Genomic DNA, 17,175 nt, shown 5'->3' with positions numbered 1-17,175 from the left:
GTACTATTAGAACGCTATTTCTTATGCTCAGGCAAATTAATATTCATCTCTAACACATCTAAGCTGTCTTCAGAACGATGGTTAATATTGACATCATCAATCTGCACACCGTTAACGTATTTGTTCACAACTTCTAAGATTTCACGTTTCATTTTTTCGATACGATCAACCGTTAAGCGATTGTTTAATCTGTTTTCGCTAGCAACGATAACTTTTAAACGCTCAGTTGCTAAATTTGCGCTACCTGCGTTACTGTTGTCATCAGTACCAAATAGGCTACTCCAAAATCCTTTTTTCTTAGTCATCATTATCCCCCAAACCAGCGCTGTAATAGACTCTTTTTCTTCACGTCAATATGACGTAGTGGACGCTCTTCACCCAAGAAACGGGCGACAATGTCTTCATAACATTGACCAGCAACAGAGTCAGTATAATGAATAACTGGTTCGCCATGGTTGGACGCTTCGAGCACTGAATGGCTCTCGGGAACAACACCAAGTAGTGGAACTTTTAGGATATCGTTCGAGATAGTATCAATATCCATCATCTCATTGGCAGCCGCACGTTCAGGATTATAACGAGTGATAATCAAATGCTCGCGAACAGTCCCTTGGTTCTCTTCTACTTTTTTCGTCTGACTTTGCAGAATACCGATGATTCTATCTGAGTCACGCACTGAAGAGATCTCAGGGTTAGTGACAATAATAGCTTCATCCGCATGATACATCGCTAGCTGTGCACCGCGCTCGATACCGGCAGGCGAGTCACAGATAATATAGTCAAACTGTTTAGAGAGTTCAGCCATTACTTCTGATACCCCTTCGTCTGTCAATGCGTCTTTATCACGCGTCTGACTGGCGGGCAGAATATATAGGTTTTCAAGCTGTTTGTCTTTGACAAGTGCTTGCGACAAGCGCGCGTTTCCAGTGATGACATCAACGAAGTCATAAACAATTCTGTTTTCGCAACCCATGATTAAGTCTAGATTACGTAGACCTACATCAAAGTCGATAACAACTGTTTTATAGCCACGTAACGCCAAACCAGCGGCAAAAGAAGCACTTGTCGTGGTTTTACCCACACCGCCTTTACCTGAAGTGATTACAACTATCTTCGCCACAATGGCACACTCCTATGAATCAATGGGATATCTTTTATATAAATAGCAAAATTACATGTTATTTACCTAACATATATACACTATCTTCGAAGCTAGCCTAGCATAAATAAACAAAAATTTATAGCAGCTCGATACTAAAGCAGAAAAACAACCTATGTATCGCTCAATTAGCCTCTCTGCGTGGTATTAGTAGGATTATAACTATGCTTTTTGGCTTGTCGAATAGAGCAGCTTAACTACCTTAGTTTTCTATAAAGTCACTTCACGGTGTATTATTTTTAATGGCGTCTTAAGCTTCATCCATCACAGTAAATACTAAGCCTTCGCCTTCTACAAATTTCACTTGCACCGACTTGTCGATGACATGCTCAGGTAAGTTGTCTCGTAAGCAATAGGTTCCTGCTACCGACACCAATGAAGGATTAAAGACTTGGCAGAATATACGGGCATCTTTATCCCCTGTTGCGCCTGCCACCAAACGCCCTTGTGCACGGCCATATACATGCAAGCTATTGTCAGTAATCGCTTCAGCGCCGCTATTGATACTACTGGTCAAAATCAAGTCGCCACCAACGTGATTGAGGCTTTGTCCTGAACGCAGCATTTGATCATAGATTAAGCTAGTAATATGCTGAGTACTTACCAATGTCTCGGTGGGCATACTAGATAGTGTCGTTTCAGTAGCAGGTTCGCTCGTAGTAGAAGTATCATCGACGCTATTAGCACTAACGGTTTCGGCATTGTTATTTTCTGGTGATGGTTGGGTAGGAGTAGGCGCTTTTTTACTTGGTAATATACGTTCAATACGCTTACCATCTGCTGGGAATATCGCTAAGCGCTGCTCACGTGCTTGCGCATCAAGCATACCTGTCACCACCCCAATAGGCTGCAATCCCCACGCCCATAACAGCTCTACTAGTGCTGATAAATCCTGCTCAACGTCACTATCAATAAGGATAGGGATATTGCTCGATTTATTGCTGAGCGTTTCAGTTAGCTGAGCTTCTATAGCTGATAGATCGCTTGTACTAAACTGTACGCGTGAAAACGTCAGCATCTTGCCGTAGAAAGCTAGCGCTGGTGCAGTCTGGTTATCGTTAGCTGAAACTGTCATATACAAACCCTTAAAAATAATTCTGTCACGGTATTATGTCTCTTATTACATCATGCTATTAGATAGCTAAACTATAGATTTAACATATCTTGGTGCTTCCATTGCTGCACTTTTACTTGTGCTTCAAACGCAGTCAAACTGTCATCAATGATACTAGAAATTAAGGTATCTAGCGCTGTATTATTGGTATCTATTTGAGCAATAACGCTAGCAATTTCCATCATTAATATATCCAAGCGCTTAGGGTCCAAAAGCCGCTTGTTTAATGCATTTACGACGTTTTCACCGATATTGTGCCCGACGTGATGTAGCTGTGATTCAATCAGACTGCCCGCGATCGGTATCATGCGTAGATAGCGGCGCAATTCAGGTGTGTTGGCCAATCCTTCTTCAATAGCATTGCCCATTTCGCTCGCCAATATACTGCCGCCACCTGATGAGGCAGTCAGTTCCTGCAGCTTTGGTGCAAGCTCTGTACGCAGCACGGATAATACGGCCGCTTCAATCTCATTTCGATTTTTTGCAATCGTCGACTCAATGAATGATTTATGCGTGTCTGAACTGGTTAGCTCTTGTCGAAAGTTCTGTATCGCGGTCAAAATAACGCGATCGGAGAGCTCTTCTAACAGCAGGTCAATGTAGAACTTGATTCGGTTGATCCACGTCTGCGGCAGTACTTGATAACCAAGCTGATATAGACGTCGTCCAATAACGACCGCTCGCAGCAGTCGCAAAGCACGTAGCTGCGGAAAACAGCCTAATACTTCGTACCAATGAACGAATGGGAAAAAGAACCAGCGATAATAGACTTTTTGTTTGATGGCAATCGCCCAGCGCAATAGCAACTCAACGACCAAAAAGATAGTAAAAAAACCTCCAGCAGTGCGTAGAGGATCATGTAGAGTGTTCTGATACCAATTGAGCGCTTCACTGATGGTTAGCCATTCTGCAGCATTACTACTAAAATTGCTCATCAAAATAGCATCGATACTGATCAATAGCAGATCAATACTGATGGCAATAATCATGACAATATCGTAAGTGAGCTTAAAGCGACTCGGCTTTGGATGGTTCGGTTTTGGTGGCTCATCACTTATTGGATAAGGAGGCTGACTCAAAACAGATTCGGTAGCTAACGGCGAGCTAGTAGTAGAGGTGGGCACAGTCATACCTTATAAGTAATAAATGGCACAAAAAATGGGTAAGAATTCGATATTTACTACCATTTACTATCAAAGTAGACATCGAAAATCTATGAGTTCATGATTAGTCACATTATCAATGAATAAGGCTAAAAAACAACCCATCTTTGATTAAAATTTACTTATGATGCATGGCTGTTTTAACAGTAAACATCATAAGTAAGATATGACTATTGTGACATTTGTACCCGCAACTTTATTGCCCTATAACTTTTTATCTCGTGCTCGATACTTATTACATTAACGTTTGTTACATCGATATTTAGTACTTAGTACGCTTGCATAGACTGTGCTTGGTATTTGATAAGGTCTAACGGTCAGCCAATTTAGTATTGCTGAGCATTCTCATTAGGCATTTTACGTTTTAGGATTGGTTTCAAAATCTGCCAACATAGTGCTGATGCGTTCATCTTTTTGACGCCACACCTGTTCAACCCAGTCGAACATTTGAGCTTTTGTGTCTTCATCATTTTCGTAGCCACCTTGTTTGATACTTTCGAACAACGCATCTGGTATGTCGATGTAGCGCAAGTCAACGCCCAAGCGTTTGATATTACCTTTCCAAAGATCCCCATAGCTTGGCACACCATCAGGGTATACGATGGTCATGTCTAATATGCCATCGATATCTTCACCTAGCGCGCTGATAGCCAATGATAATCCGCCTGCACGAGGTTTTAATAAGTGCGTATAAGGCGATTTTTGCTGAGCTTGTTTGGCTTTGGTAAAACGAGTACCTTCCAAATAATTTAATAAGGTAAAAGGTTTGTCTTTTAGTAGGGCGCAGGCACGTTTGGCTTCTTCGATGTCTTTGCCTTTTAGCGCAGGGTTTTTGGCGATGGCTTCTTTTGAGTGTCGGCGCATCATTGGAAAATCTAAAAAGTAAAAAGCTTGACCAACGATAGGGATGTAGATCAGCTCAAACTTGGTAAAAAATCGCGTGAGTGGCAAACGTTTTTCGCCAATATACTGCACGATGCTGGTATCAACCCATGATTGGTGGTTGCTTACTAGCAGGTATTTACCATTAGTATGAATATCGTCCGGTAGGTTGATACGCCAATCTTTGCGAGGCAACATATTGTCGATCAAAGCACTGTTGCTGCTGATCCAGTGAGTAGCAATTTTGATGACGGCTTTGTCTGCAATAGAGGCGCCAGTAATGACTTTACCGACGCCCATTAGCCATAAAGGAATACTACCACCGAAGCTATTGGCGGCGATGACACCAGTGGCTGTTGCAAGCGACATAGCTTTGCCTAGTTTAGGCGAACGTTTATGCATTTTTCGAATGGTAGATGTCAATCGCATGCTCAATCCTTTTCAGTCTATCTGATTAATAATAAGCCGTATGTCGCTGAATCTGTCCTAGTCATCAAGTCAGTAATATTATGAACGTAAAGCTTTAAATTATGACTATTTAAAGCCGACAAATTCAGCAATATAATTTTAGCAGAAACATGTTGTAGTGTACGGCTGTAAACGTGACTAGTGGTAGCAAGGCACGAAGATTTGACCTATAAAATCATTGAAATATAACCTGCACTTCTCATACAGAGGTATGACAAAATATTACACAGAGATAGGTTGTAGTTGCCATAATAATGGGGAATGTAGATAAGTACTTAAAAAAGATTAATGGACAATCTTTATAAAAAGCACGATTTTTTAAACTTAAGAGGAAATATTATGCGTAATACTTTAATGATTGCAGCAGTAGCATCAGGTCTAGCACTTAGTGGTTGTACAACAGATCCAAACACTGGACAACAGCGTCTAAACAAAGCTGCTCTAGGTGGTCTAGTTGGTGCAGCAGGTGGTGCAACTATCTCAAAAGCAACAGGCGGCGACAAAACTGGTCGTGATGCAGCTATCGGCGCAGCACTAGGTGCAGGCGTTGGTTACTACATGGAGCGTCAAGCTCGTCAACTTGAGCAGCAAATGGCTGGCACAGGCGTAACTGTTGAGCAGAACCCAACCACTGGTAACATTGATTTGGTTATGCCAGGTAGCATCACGTTTTCATTTGATGATGCAACCCTTAGCTCATCATTCAAGCCAACGCTTGATAAGCTTGCTTCAACGATGAACCAGTATAACCAAAACACAATTACTATCGCTGGTCACACTGATAGCAAAGGTTCAGCATCTTATAACATGGGTCTGTCACGTGATCGTGCTTACTCAGTTGCTAACTACTTAACAGCTCGCGGTGTTGCTTCAAACCGTGTAAATGTTGTTGCTTACGGTGAGTCACGTCCAATCGCAGACAACAACACTGAATATGGCCGTGGTCAAAACCGCCGTGTTGAGCTAACAGTTAACGCACCACAGAGCGTAAACTAATAAATAGTTATAACTAATAAATAGCTATATAGCTATTAAGTATGTGCTAGATATTTGAGCACATATATTTCAAAAAGAGTCAGCAATATGCTGGCTCTTTTTTTGTATTTTCAGTTTGAATAAAACAGTGATGATTGATAGATATAGTTAATATTAAATTAAATATTGATAATGATTATCAATAACACTATAATTTGTCAGTGTTTGCTATCAATGCAATATTAAACGTCTTATCGTGCGCACTGAGAGTCAATGTGCATGGCTAAGATAGCCTGCTGTAACATGGCTTGATTATCAAAATAATTGAGGCTACTTAACCAAAACGAATTTTTTGCTATATTTCTTGAGGATATGTATGACGATTACCACAGTAACGAGCCGTAAGCTTTTACCAACTACTTTAGCTGTTGCACTTGCAGGATTGTTAATGGTGTCGGGCTGTACAAAGCAAGCCGATGAAGACACCAATGCTGCGACAGAAACGCAAACAGAAGTAGCAAACACAGAGACAGCTGATAATTCAGAGATGACTACTGCCGAAAAAGCACATATTGATAGATTGATTATCAGTTATGCAAATATGGCACACGCCGCTTATAAAGATTCGTTGGACACGGCCAAAGCGCTACAAACTGCGGTAGAAACATACGTGGCCACCCCAACACAAGAAAACCTTGATGCTGCAAAAGCTGCCTATAAAGCAGCACGTCAGCCGTATTCACAAACTGAAATTTTCCGTTTTGATGAAGGCTTTGTGACTGCCAATGATAAACGTGCTATCAACAGTATTGATAGCTGGGAAGGGCAGATCAATGCTTGGCCACTTGATGAAGCATTGATTGATTATGTTGGTGACGACTATGAAGGCGAATATAACAGCCAAGAGAACATCATCAATAGCGACAGCATTACTGTCGGTAGTATCAAGCAAGATACCAGTACAATCACACCTGAGCTACTTGCAGAAATGAATGAAATCGGTGGTAGTGAAGCCAATGTAACCACTGGCTATCATGCCATTGAATTTATGCTGTGGGGTCAAGACAACAATGGCGTGAAAGAAGGCGCAGGTAATCGCCCAGTCGCTGACTATGTGGCTGAAGCCGGACAGTGTACTAGTGGTGAGACCGTCAACGAAGATGCCGGTATCTGTGAGCGCCGCGGGGAATTCTTAACTGCTGCAACTCAACTATTGGTTGATGATTTGACCGCGATGGAAGCACAGTGGCAGCCTGATACTGAAAATACTTTGCGTAGTGATTTGATAGCGCGCAAATATGATAATGGTCTGCGCCAAATTATGTATCAAATGGGTAGCCTAGCATTAGGTGAGCTTGCTTCTGAGCGTATGCAGGTCGCTTTTGTTACTGGCTCTACCGAAGATGAGCACGAATGCTTTAGTGATTTGACTCATCTGAGCTATGCTAATAATGCGCGCGGTATCCAAAACGTCTTTAATGGTAGCTATACAACAGTCGCTGGTAAGACAGTTGGCGGCTACGGTATCAAAGATTATCTAACGGATAACGGACATACAGAAGCCGCTGATAAATTGGCTGCTGAGTTCAACAAAGTAGAAGGCGCGTTCAACGTTATCGTTAAAAAAGGCGAAAAAGACGGCATCAAGATTGATCAGATGATTGCAACTGTCGGTCAAGCTAGCCAAGAAGGTATCTCTGCTGAAGAACAAAACATCCGTCGTGGATGGGTTGAAGCGGGCATCACTAGCTTACAAGAGCTGACGGCCAGTATCGAAAACGCTGCAAAAGCAGTTGGCATCGATAATCTAGACGCAGATGCTGGGTCACAGTTTTAAGAAAAATTTAAGCTAGCGGTCCTTATTTAAAAGCCTTTCATTGGCTTTGTGACGTTTTATTAGTCGTTATAGGTCAGTAACCGCTGTTTATTAGATACTTAGATTAGATATAATACGTGCGTTGTCAGCCACCGTTGGCAACGCATTTTTACGAGCATTAAATAAGCCAATTGGCCGGTGTACCATTTCATTATATGTCGATAGGCAATGATTGTGACGACATATAATGAGATGGTATGACAAAATTTTAATGGTTCTACTCTAGCGCTAAGGCAATTAATTTCTATGAACGCCAATAATGTTAACCCCTCTGATTCTCCTCTTGCTACTCAAATCCTACGACATATACCCTCTAAGCTTGCGCTAATTATCGCCAGTGCAATGGCTATCAGTGCATGTCAACCATCTGATAGCGTTTCTGACGACACTTCTGACGATGTTTCTGATGTTACTTCAGAGCAGGCCTCAAGTAATGAAAGCAGCAGTGAAAACAGCCAATCGCTGTCGGCCGAACACGTCAAAAATATAGAAGCACTGGCAGGTGTGCCAATGCAGCAACTGGTGAGCTTTGATCCTCAAGAGATCAAGCAGGGCGGTGACTCTGGTATTAGCATTAGCAGTGCTGAGAGCTACTCGAAGCCTTCATCGAATCTAGCAGCTTCTCGTAAAGGATCATTCTTTATTGGTAACGCGTTTTTCAAACAGCCATGGGTGGTTGCTCCTGCTAGTACTGATAGTCGTGATGGACTGGGCGCATTATTCAATGTGGCCGCTTGCCAGTCTTGTCATGTCAAAGATGGGCGAGGTCATGCGCCGATGACTGCCAATGATGATGCTGATAGTTTGTTAATTCGGCTGTCTATGCCAGCGACGACCGATGAGCAGCGCAAGCAGCTACAGGATTCGCTAATTGAAAAGGTGGCTCATCCTATGTATGGTGGCCAGCTACAAGATCGTGGTATTCAGGGCGTGCCTGCTGAAGCCAGAATTGCGGTGCAATGGACAGATAAACCAGTTACCTTTGCTGATGGGTACGTCGAGACGCTACGTGCGCCAACGTTTAATTTGACCAAACCTGGTTACGGTGCTTTTGACGATGACATGATGGTATCGCCGCGTGTGGCGCTACCGATGATTGGGCTTGGGCTACTAGAGCAAATACCTGACGATGACATTAAAAAACAAGCCAGCGACAGTAGCAATGGTGATATCAGTGGTAAATTTAACTGGGTAATGGATCCGCAAACGGGTAAGCGTGCGCTTGGACGATTTGGGTGGAAAGCGGGTCAAACCAAGCTGATTACTCAGAACCAAAGTGCCTTTAACGAAGACATGGGTCTGACGTCCAACATCCGTCCTAACGAATCCTGTATGCCAACGCAGACCGCTTGCCTAAATGCAGCGACAGGTGCTGATGAGCAGGGCAATGGTAAGTCACCTGTTGAAGTAAATGATGAGGTTGCTAAGTTTGTAGAGTTTTATACTCGCAATCTAGCAGTGCCGCATCGCCGCAATGCGGATGATAAGCTCGTGCTGGCTGGCAAAAAGCGTTTTTATGACATGGGTTGTCAAAGCTGCCATACGCCAAGATATCAGTTGCCAAAAACCGACGATGATCATCTTGAGCAGCATGGACAAGTGATTTATCCTTATACAGATTTGCTATTGCACGATATGGGCGATGATCTCGCTGATCGTACGATTGCTGGCAAACTACCACCAAAAAGTGCCCAAGTTGAATTTTTAGCCAACTCTTATGAATGGCGTACGCCAGCACTTTGGGGCGTGGGGCTTGCGCAGACAGTTGATCCTCAAGCGACGTTTTTGCATGATGGCCGTGCCCGTACATTGATGGAAGCGGTTTTATGGCATGGCGGAGAAGCCGAAAAGCAAAAGCAACAAGTATTGAAGTTGGACAAACAAGGTCGCGCAGAGCTTAATGCGTTCCTAAAATCACTGTAATAAAGTCGCTATTATAAAATCAGTATAAAAACGCTATAAATTACTACCTATAACATTACCGAGAAACCTATGAAAATAAACCACGCTTTGGCAATGGCGCTATCTGCATTGAGTGCTGGACTGCTGATCAGTTGTGTCAAACCTGCCGATGACAACAAAGCTGCAGATGTAGACAGCCAAAAAGTTGTGCAAGACAGTGCAGCTACTGACAGCTCAGTAGAAAACAGCAAAGAAAGTACTGAGCAAATCGTTGCAGTAGATATCAGCCCTGAGACTGCAAAAACGTACTTGACGCATGTGGCTGACGATATCGTGATTCCCGCGTATGCTGATGCAGCCAAGCAAAGCGATCTATTGAACGAATTGGCGCAGAAGCATTGTACCCAAGCTCCAGTAAGTGGCGATGAGCTACAAGCATTACGTGCGCAGTGGCTAGTATTGGCACAAGCATGGTCAAGTGCTGAGATGGTCAACTTTGGTCCTGCGACTGCTAGTATGAGCAATTTATATATAAACTACTATCCTGACGAGCGCGGACTCGTACACAGTGGCGTGGCTGATTTAATCGCTGCCAATCCAAAACTAACGCCAGAGCAACTTGCTGGTGAGAGCGCGATTGTACAAGGCGTGCCAGGATTAGAAGAGGCCTTGTTTGCCAATGAAAGTTTAGACGCTAGTCAGTGTGCTTACGTGATTAGCGCTAGTAGTGCGTTGAGCACGCGTCTAAAAGACATCGAGAAAAACTGGCAGCAAAACGCGACGGATTTATTGGCGATAGACAAAACAGCAGAAAGCGATAGAGGCCTAAATCAGTGGATTAACTCTCTACTATCATTGATTGAAACCATGAAGTCTAATGCCATTGATCAGCCACTCGGTCTGACAGGTAAAGCAAAGGGTCATTTACCTGCTGCTACTGCTGGTCAAAGCCGCGCTATCATCAATGCTAAGTTAGATACTATCAATAAAGCCATGACTGACCCAGTATTGACGGCTATTCTTGGTAGCAATGATGAAAACAAAGTTTCGGATAATCTATCAACTGCATTAGCTGACACGACTGCATTATTAGCACAAATGCCAGAAGATTTATCAGAGGCGAATAAGGACGATCAACAAGCGTTGTACGATCATTTGACTGATGTCACCCGTCTTATTAAGCGCCAGTTAATCCCAGCACTTGGTATCCGTGTGGGCTTTAATAGCACTGATGGCGATTAGACAATGTCTACTATCGAAGCGAGTACAGCAGTGTCAGTAGCCCAGACTCATGACCAGATGAATAGGTCTAATCGGTCTGGGAAAACTTCGTCAGCTCATGAGCTTTTGACGACTTCAGTGCTGACAGCAGTGGGTACGGCGGCGCTGGTCGGTATTCACCATCGTTATCGTAAGCAGCAGCATCCAGATGCCAGTCTGCAAGATTATGTAGATGGTATTCGTACACAGTTGCAGGCATTACGAGCGGCACCTGATTCAACGCCGAAGCTTTCGCGATTGCGCTATGCTTGTGAGCAAGCAGCGGCAACATGGAAGCAGGCTTATCATGCTGTAGGTGATGATAATAGTGATGTACCTGATTTTGCTGTCATGCATACGACAACGATGCTGGCACGACCAGTCAGTTGGGTCAGTGGCGTCGCATCCATGCCAAAAGATCAGGCCACATCAAGCCAGAATGAGCACGACTTTGGTGTGGTAGGTATTGATGCTGACAGACAAATCGTTTGGCAGACGACTATGCCTGAGCGTGTCCACGACATCGTTGTTCAGCCTGTATCTGTTAATGTATCTGAAGCTCAAACTCAGCATAGTAATGTCAATCAAAGACGTGATGTCGTCGTCATGGGTCGTCGTCCAAGCGAAAAATTCTGGGTGCTTAATACATCAAATGGGCAAGTACAACATGCGATTACAGCTGATGTAAACCGTCACTTTTATGGTCATGCTTGCTACAGTTTAGATGGCAGCTTGCTCTACGTAACCGAGAACGACACAGTGAGTCTGGCAGGCAAAATCGGTATCTATGATGCCCATGATGCTTATCAAAAAGTAGCAGAATTTGACTCATATGGTATAGGCCCGCATGAGCTGATTATGCATCCTGATAGCGAAACGCTCGTCATTGCAAATGGGGGTATCAAAACCGAGCAGGCCTCACGCGAAGAGCTAAATCTAGATACCATGCGACCATCACTGGTTTATCTGAATCGTCACGATGGCACATTGCTTGAGCAAGTGACTCCCGAACATAATCAGATGAGTGTGCGCCACTTAGCCATGCACAATGACGGCACAGTGATGATCGGTATTCAGTTCCAAGGTGAAAAACATATCAATGTACCATTGGTATTGACTCATAAACGTGGTGACGGCAGCTTTATTCCACTCATTATGCCAAACAATCAATGGCAACGTTTTCACCAATATATCGCTAGCGTGGCGGTGGATAGTGAGCGTAACTTACTGTGTGTGACCACGCCGATTGGTGGCTGTGCGGCGATTTATGATTTGCATACTCGTGAGCTGATTGATGATGTAAGCCTGCCAGATTGTGCAGGGGCTTCGGTGTTAGCTAATTCTAGTGCTTTAATGAGTAAAATTGATAAATATGCCGAACCGACAGGATTTATCGTCAGTGATGGTCAAGGGCAGTTAACTGCGTTAAGAGTAAATACTTTACCAGAAGTAAAGTTAGACGTAGGCGACATTGAACTTCATGAGCGGATTATCAAAGACAGTCAACTGCATATGATGTCGTTTGACAACCATTTGCAAGCACTGTGACCCATGACGTTCAACAAGAGCGACAGACGCACAGGCATGGCGATTAATAACGACTATTGCTAGAACAGTAGTAATAGTCGGCCAAGGAGGTAGAGCATTAGCTTAGATACCAATTTAGATACTGTCAGACAGCAACTTGCACAGGCAGGCATCGAGCTACATATCAGTCAAAAGCGTGTTAAAAATATCAATTTTTGCTTAAAGCCTTATACGTTGATGGTCTCTGCACCAATGCATGTCAGTGCATCACAAATGTTGCATGCTGTGGCTAAGCGGATGCCTTGGGCGATTGCAAATCACCCACAGGTATTAGAACAATATAGACGTAGACAGAATACGTCGTCAAACTTTTCAGCTGCTAATAACTCAGTTTTATTATGGGGTACAGAGCAATCGTTTACGCTCAGCCCCGATCAAAAAACCACCTATTATCGGCAACAACTCTCCGAAGTCACACCTGCATTATTTGATAAGTGGCAGCCAATCGTTGGCGTTTATGCCAATGAAATACGATTGAAAAAAATGCACACACGTTGGGGCAGTTGCAACACGCGCGCAAAACGAATTTGGCTATCAGTCTATCTTCCTGCCTATCCTATCGAATGCACCGAATACGTAATCGTTCATGAGCTGTGCCACTTGCATCATGCCAACCATAGCCGAGCGTTTTGGCAAACGGTTGCCACAGCGATGCCAGATTATCAGCAATGGCATAACATACTAGCGGGCAAAACAGGGCAGCTGGATTAAACCTATTACCTAACTATTTAAATAGTTCTAATAAATAGCTCGATATCATCTGTGTAACTTTCATTATGCAGAGCACCTAGTCCTATTCTCATCATCATTTTTTAAAATAGGGACACGCCTTTAAAATAAGGACACGTCTGAATAAGCCTGATATGATAAAGAATAACGGTACAAATCGTGTCGTTTAATCAGCAGGTTTATATACAGGGATGTCATATGGAAAACGTCAACCAAGCGGAGTTTTGGCAGCAGCGTTATGAGAAGAACAGCATCGGTTGGGATATGGGGCAGGTATCGCCACCGCTAAAAGCTTATATTGACCAGTTACCTGAGAGCGCGAAAGGTCAGGCGATATTAGTGCCAGGTGCAGGTAACGCCTATGAAGTGGGTTATTTATATGAGCAAGGTTTTACCAATATTACGCTAGTTGATTTTGCCCCTGCACCGATTGAGACGTTTGCAGAGCGCTATCCTGATTTTCCTTCTGAACATCTGATCTGTGCGGATTTTTTTAGCTTGTTAGCTGAGCAGTATCAGTTTGATTGGATACTTGAGCAGACGTTTTTTTGTGCGATTAATCCATTGCGACGTGATGAATACGTGCAGCAGATGGCAAGGTTGTTAAAGCCACAAGGTAAGCTGGTTGGATTGTTATTCGACACGGATTTTGGACGAGAAGAGCCACCATTTGGCGGCAGCAAGGAAGAGTACCAACAACGTTTTCAAAGTCATTTTGATATCGATATTATAGAGCCCAGCTATAATTCACATCCAGCACGGCAAGGTAGTGAGCTGTTTATAAAGCTGCAAGCGAAGTAAGCTCGCGCTTGATATTAGCTCGAGCTTGCGTTTCTAACTGATCATAGTAATGGTCAGTCAGATAGAGTTTGGGATGTGCTAGTAATCCTTGTAACACTGCAGTGCGCCCATCACGGTAGCTGTCATCGGCGACATGCTTATATTCTTGACGTATCGCCTTTGCATACTGCCTGTAGGTAGGCCAAGGCGCACCCAAAATACTCAAATCCATATCTAACAGATATGCCGCATCGTTATATTTGTCACTGTCTACCAACGTATCTAGCTGATGATTAGCGGTCATCATAATGAGAGCATGAATCTGTTGGTATTGCTCTGAACTGAGATAAGGGCTCAAAGCATCTGTCGCAAATTCTGCACTTTTCAACTCATTGTCGGATCGTGTTGGGTCGTATATCACATCATGATAGTACAGTACTAATGCAATGATATGCGGCTCAGACAGAACCTGCTTAATATTCTCAAACTCTACCAACAACTGCTCAATGTGATTGAGTGTATGATAAGCACGTTGTGGTTCGCCATAGCGCGTCACGATCTCCTGCCAAAGCCTATCTACTTGCTTTGGCGAGATATCACTGGTCATAGTTGACAAATGCTGTGCAAAGCACTTGCCAAGCTCATCATGCTTATTTGAGACAGTTTTCATATGTCGTTTTTCACTATGACCGTGGTAAAGATGGTTTGATTATTCTTTATTAGCTACCGCATCTTTAAATGCTTTGTTGAATACATCTCCAAGCAAGCTAACATCATCGACACGCGCATAGTTCAGACGGGTGACAAAGGCAATATGGCGATGCGGCCCGTCTTCAGCCAATGGTATGGCGACGGCATTTTGGTTTTGCAGGTGTAGCTGATCGAGCGCCATTTCAGGCACTAGCGTTGTGCCCATGTTGGCAAGTGCCATTTGAATCAAGGTATTTAAACTGGCATCTGAGAAGCTTGATTTCATCTGGGCACGGTCGAAATGACAGACAGACAGCGTCTGGTCCGTTAAGCAATGACCTTCGCCAAGTAACATCAGGTTGGCAGTTGCCAGTTCATCAGCATTGATGGTATCAAGCTTGGCATGTATGTCGTCTTTTGGAAATACAGCGAAGAAGTCTTCACTCCAAAACTCAAAACTGTGTAGCCCATCTACTGCATAAGGTAGCGCAATGATGGCCGTATCGATATGACCGTAGCGTACTTGCTCAAGCAGACGCTCTGTCTGTTGTTCGACGATGGTCATACGGAACTCTGGATATTGAGCACGCAGCGCAGGCAGTACTTTTGGCAGCAAATAAGGCGCTATTGTCGGAATAATACCGACAGTCATAGGATAGGCAAGTGGCGTCTGATGGCTATGAGCACGTGTGGTCAAATCGCTGACCTCAGAAAACACTCGCTGCGCCCGCGTGAGAATGTCTTGACCGATAGGGGTAATCAATACCTGTTTATTATTACGCTCAAAAATCTGAGTATCTAGCTGTTTTTCTAATTCTGCGATACCCAAACTCAGTGCAGACTGCGAGATATTGCAATCCTCAGCAGCACGTTTAAAATGACGATGTTTGGCGACGGCTAGGGCAAACTCAAGTTGTCGTAAAGTAATCATAAAACCTCTCTTTTAATGGGTTTTTAATGCAATTTATTATGTTTGGTCAACCTTTATAAGGTAGCAAATTACCAATTAAGCACCAATGATAAAATGTAGAGATAATAGTTTAACAAGTTTAATAAAACAAAACATCACATTAAAAAGTTTTAACTGGATTAACCATAGAATTCGCGTATAGTTTGTCAGGTAGCCCAGAGAGCTAGAGGGCTAATTGAAAAAACCATATAATTAATTTTCAATTTACTTAACTATAGAGGAGCCAACCATGGCGTCTATCATCAATCAAGAAATCCCAGAATTTTCAGCAGATGCATACGTAAACGGTGAGTTCAAAACCATCACTTCAGAAGACGTAAAAGGCAACTGGGCGATTTTCCTATTTTACCCAGCTGATTTCACGTTTGTTTGCCCAACTGAGCTAGAAGACATGGCCGCTCATTATGACGAGCTAAAAGGCCTTGGTGTTGAAGTATACTCAGTATCTACTGACACGCATTTCACGCACAAAGCATGGCATGATTCTTCAGAAGCTATCGGTAAAGTACAATACCCAATGATCGGCGATCCTACTGGTAAAATCACTCGTGGCTTTAACGTCATGATTGAAGAAGCAGGTTTGGCTGAGCGCGGTACATTCTTAGTAGATCCTGATGGCTTGATCCAAGTCGCTGAAATTCATGCTGGCGGTATCGGCCGTAGTGCAAAAGATATGCTACGTAAAGTGAAAGCAGCACAGTATGTTCGTGAAAACGACGGCGAAGTTTGCCCAGCAGCTTGGGAACAAGGCGGCGACACATTGAAGCCAAGTCTTGACCTAGTTGGTAAAATCTAAGTAGATATTTCATACTTAGATAAAAGTAGCGCCGTATCTTAAACATCTGATTTAAGTCAGTACTACTAATAAAGACCCCATTAACATAAGTTGATGGGGTCTTTTTACGTCTTAAGCATAGATATTGTTAGTATTATTTTTTCAGCATATCTCTAAGTATAGACGCAATATTAAGCGCGAGACTGTGCTTTATTTTTATCAATAGTTTTATAAATCTCGTCTTTAAGCTGTAGCTTTCGTCGTTTCATCTGTTCGATTTCTTCGTCGCGACTGGCATGCTTGACCACATCGTTTTCAAGCTTATTAATTTGCCTATCTAGAGTCGTATGCTCGTCAAAGATACTCGCAAAATGCGTGTCCTTTTGCTTGAGCTCATCGATAATATCACTGTGATCTTGCCATGTGTCTGTCATTGTCATGTTGTCATCCTTGTTATTTAGTGCAAGCTTAGAATAAGCGTAAGCACGTTATGGTTAAGACGCTTATGATGGTGAGACTTTGTTTGGAAGGGGTGAAAGTTTAATGGTAATAAAGATAGTTATTTCACGATATTGACAATGCATATTGCTATCAATACCATTCGATTGTAGCGAAAAAATAGACCATGTACCATCACTATCATTTGTTTGTGTATTTGTATTTAATTATTTAAAACAATAAACGATTGGTTTTATAAAACATAAAGTTTGAGTTTCTCAGCTTGCCGAAATTCGCTAAACGCTTGATAATAGACACATCAAAGGGCAAGAGCCCACTACATATAATCTTTTATACAAAATTATTAACACCAACTATTTCATATTTAGACGCGTAGCATGACAGCT

At 43.0% G+C, this 17,175-nt stretch carries 16 protein-coding genes; 8 read left to right on the top strand and 8 right to left on the bottom strand.

The genetic code is table 11. From position 1 onward, the window contains the following. Positions 1 to 14 precede the first annotated feature (14 nt). The 5 genes from minE to AK824_RS11095 form a co-directional block, all read right to left on the bottom strand. On the bottom strand, positions 15 to 305 hold the full coding sequence (minE, locus tag AK824_RS11115) for a cell division topological specificity factor MinE (RefSeq protein WP_057762631.1): 291 nt from the start codon (positions 303 to 305) through the stop codon (positions 15 to 17). Positions 306 to 307: 2 nt separating this feature from the next. After that, entirely contained in the window at positions 308 to 1,120 is an 813-nt protein-coding gene (gene minD, locus AK824_RS11110) for a septum site-determining protein MinD (RefSeq protein WP_057761560.1), read from the bottom strand. Positions 1,121 to 1,409: 289 nt separating this feature from the next. Then, the gene (minC, locus tag AK824_RS11105; protein ID WP_057761558.1) at positions 1,410 to 2,234 is read right to left on the bottom strand and encodes a septum site-determining protein MinC; all 825 of its coding nucleotides are present in this window, start codon (positions 2,232 to 2,234) and stop codon (positions 1,410 to 1,412) included. A gap of 71 nt (positions 2,235 to 2,305) precedes the next feature. Further along, on the bottom strand, positions 2,306 to 3,403 hold the full coding sequence (locus AK824_RS11100; protein ID WP_227511167.1) for a hypothetical protein: 1,098 nt from the start codon (positions 3,401 to 3,403) through the stop codon (positions 2,306 to 2,308). Between the two features lie 390 nt (positions 3,404 to 3,793). After that, on the bottom strand, positions 3,794 to 4,747 hold the full coding sequence (locus AK824_RS11095; RefSeq protein ID WP_057761555.1) for an acyltransferase: 954 nt from the start codon (positions 4,745 to 4,747) through the stop codon (positions 3,794 to 3,796). A 378-nt stretch (positions 4,748 to 5,125) separates the two neighbouring features. On the opposite strand from AK824_RS11095, the gene AK824_RS11090 reads away from it, so the two are divergent. The 7 genes from AK824_RS11090 (at position 5,126) to AK824_RS11060 (ending at position 13,916) form a co-directional block, all read left to right on the top strand. Beyond that, on the top strand, positions 5,126 to 5,782 hold the full coding sequence (locus tag AK824_RS11090; protein ID WP_057761553.1) for a YiaD family glycine zipper/OmpA-like lipoprotein: 657 nt from the start codon (positions 5,126 to 5,128) through the stop codon (positions 5,780 to 5,782). Positions 5,783 to 6,137: 355 nt separating this feature from the next. After that, positions 6,138 to 7,598 (top strand): imelysin family protein, encoded by a 1,461-nt coding sequence (locus AK824_RS11085; protein WP_057761550.1) that lies wholly within the window; start codon positions 6,138 to 6,140, stop codon positions 7,596 to 7,598. A 285-nt stretch (positions 7,599 to 7,883) separates the two neighbouring features. Continuing rightward, positions 7,884 to 9,560, top strand: coding sequence for a di-heme oxidoreductase family protein (locus AK824_RS11080; RefSeq protein ID WP_057761548.1), 1,677 nt, complete (start codon positions 7,884 to 7,886; stop codon positions 9,558 to 9,560). Between the two features lie 69 nt (positions 9,561 to 9,629). Beyond that, positions 9,630 to 10,781, top strand: a complete 1,152-nt coding sequence (locus AK824_RS11075) for an imelysin family protein (protein ID WP_057761546.1) — start codon at positions 9,630 to 9,632, stop codon at positions 10,779 to 10,781. Between the two features lie 3 nt (positions 10,782 to 10,784). Then, on the top strand, positions 10,785 to 12,347 hold the full coding sequence (locus AK824_RS11070) for a DUF1513 domain-containing protein (RefSeq protein WP_057761544.1): 1,563 nt from the start codon (positions 10,785 to 10,787) through the stop codon (positions 12,345 to 12,347). Between the two features lie 216 nt (positions 12,348 to 12,563). Continuing rightward, positions 12,564 to 13,097, top strand: coding sequence for a M48 family metallopeptidase (locus AK824_RS11065; protein WP_082624641.1), 534 nt, complete (start codon positions 12,564 to 12,566; stop codon positions 13,095 to 13,097). Positions 13,098 to 13,313: 216 nt separating this feature from the next. After that, positions 13,314 to 13,916, top strand: a complete 603-nt coding sequence (locus AK824_RS11060) for a methyltransferase domain-containing protein (RefSeq protein ID WP_057761540.1) — start codon at positions 13,314 to 13,316, stop codon at positions 13,914 to 13,916. Here AK824_RS11060 and AK824_RS11055 read toward each other — a convergent pair. Continuing rightward, a complete protein-coding gene (locus AK824_RS11055; RefSeq protein ID WP_057761538.1) occupies positions 13,894 to 14,565 on the bottom strand; it encodes an HD domain-containing protein in 672 nt (223 codons plus the stop codon). The genes AK824_RS11060 and AK824_RS11055 overlap by 23 nt on opposite strands. Before the next feature lie 39 nt (positions 14,566 to 14,604). Next, positions 14,605 to 15,516 (bottom strand): hydrogen peroxide-inducible genes activator, encoded by a 912-nt coding sequence (locus AK824_RS11050; protein WP_057761536.1) that lies wholly within the window; start codon positions 15,514 to 15,516, stop codon positions 14,605 to 14,607. A gap of 268 nt (positions 15,517 to 15,784) precedes the next feature. Between AK824_RS11050 and ahpC the strand changes: the two genes are divergently transcribed. Further along, positions 15,785 to 16,351: an alkyl hydroperoxide reductase subunit C gene (gene ahpC, locus AK824_RS11045; protein ID WP_057761534.1), complete on the top strand. Its 567-nt coding sequence runs from the start codon at positions 15,785 to 15,787 to the stop codon at positions 16,349 to 16,351. 170 nt (positions 16,352 to 16,521) lie between these two features. Here the strand turns inward: ahpC and AK824_RS11040 are convergent, their stop codons facing one another. Next, complete coding sequence (locus AK824_RS11040) at positions 16,522 to 16,770, bottom strand: HP1242/YdcH family protein (RefSeq protein ID WP_057761532.1); 249 nt, start codon at positions 16,768 to 16,770, stop codon at positions 16,522 to 16,524. Positions 16,771 to 17,175: the final 405 nt, after the last annotated feature.

This window comes from Psychrobacter sp. P11G3 (assembly GCF_001435845.1).
Lineage (GTDB): Bacteria > Pseudomonadota > Gammaproteobacteria > Pseudomonadales > Moraxellaceae > Psychrobacter.
The sequence above is the reverse complement of the archived record's forward strand: the minus strand, read 5'-3'. Positions and strand labels throughout refer to the sequence as shown.

Bases quoted from the DNA above. Each gene is read 5' to 3' on its own strand.
- minE (WP_057762631.1), bottom strand. From the start codon at position 305: ATGACTAAGAAAAAAGGATTTTGGAGTAGCCTATTTGGTACTGATGAC.
- minC (WP_057761558.1), bottom strand. From the start codon at position 2,234: ATGACAGTTTCAGCTAACGATAACCAGACTGCACCAGCGCTAGCTTTC.
- AK824_RS11100 (WP_227511167.1), bottom strand. From the start codon at position 3,403: ATGACTGTGCCCACCTCTACTACTAGCTCGCCGTTAGCTACCGAATCT.
- AK824_RS11095 (WP_057761555.1), bottom strand. From the start codon at position 4,747: ATGCGATTGACATCTACCATTCGAAAAATGCATAAACGTTCGCCTAAA.
- AK824_RS11090 (WP_057761553.1), top strand. From the start codon at position 5,126: ATGCGTAATACTTTAATGATTGCAGCAGTAGCATCAGGTCTAGCACTT.
- AK824_RS11085 (WP_057761550.1), top strand. From the start codon at position 6,138: ATGACGATTACCACAGTAACGAGCCGTAAGCTTTTACCAACTACTTTA.
- AK824_RS11080 (WP_057761548.1), top strand. From the start codon at position 7,884: ATGAACGCCAATAATGTTAACCCCTCTGATTCTCCTCTTGCTACTCAA.
- AK824_RS11075 (WP_057761546.1), top strand. From the start codon at position 9,630: ATGAAAATAAACCACGCTTTGGCAATGGCGCTATCTGCATTGAGTGCT.
- AK824_RS11070 (WP_057761544.1), top strand. From the start codon at position 10,785: ATGTCTACTATCGAAGCGAGTACAGCAGTGTCAGTAGCCCAGACTCAT.
- AK824_RS11065 (WP_082624641.1), top strand. From the start codon at position 12,564: ATGGTCTCTGCACCAATGCATGTCAGTGCATCACAAATGTTGCATGCT.
- AK824_RS11060 (WP_057761540.1), top strand. From the start codon at position 13,314: ATGGAAAACGTCAACCAAGCGGAGTTTTGGCAGCAGCGTTATGAGAAG.
- AK824_RS11055 (WP_057761538.1), bottom strand. From the start codon at position 14,565: ATGAAAACTGTCTCAAATAAGCATGATGAGCTTGGCAAGTGCTTTGCA.
- AK824_RS11050 (WP_057761536.1), bottom strand. From the start codon at position 15,516: ATGATTACTTTACGACAACTTGAGTTTGCCCTAGCCGTCGCCAAACAT.
- ahpC (WP_057761534.1), top strand. From the start codon at position 15,785: ATGGCGTCTATCATCAATCAAGAAATCCCAGAATTTTCAGCAGATGCA.
- AK824_RS11040 (WP_057761532.1), bottom strand. From the start codon at position 16,770: ATGACAATGACAGACACATGGCAAGATCACAGTGATATTATCGATGAG.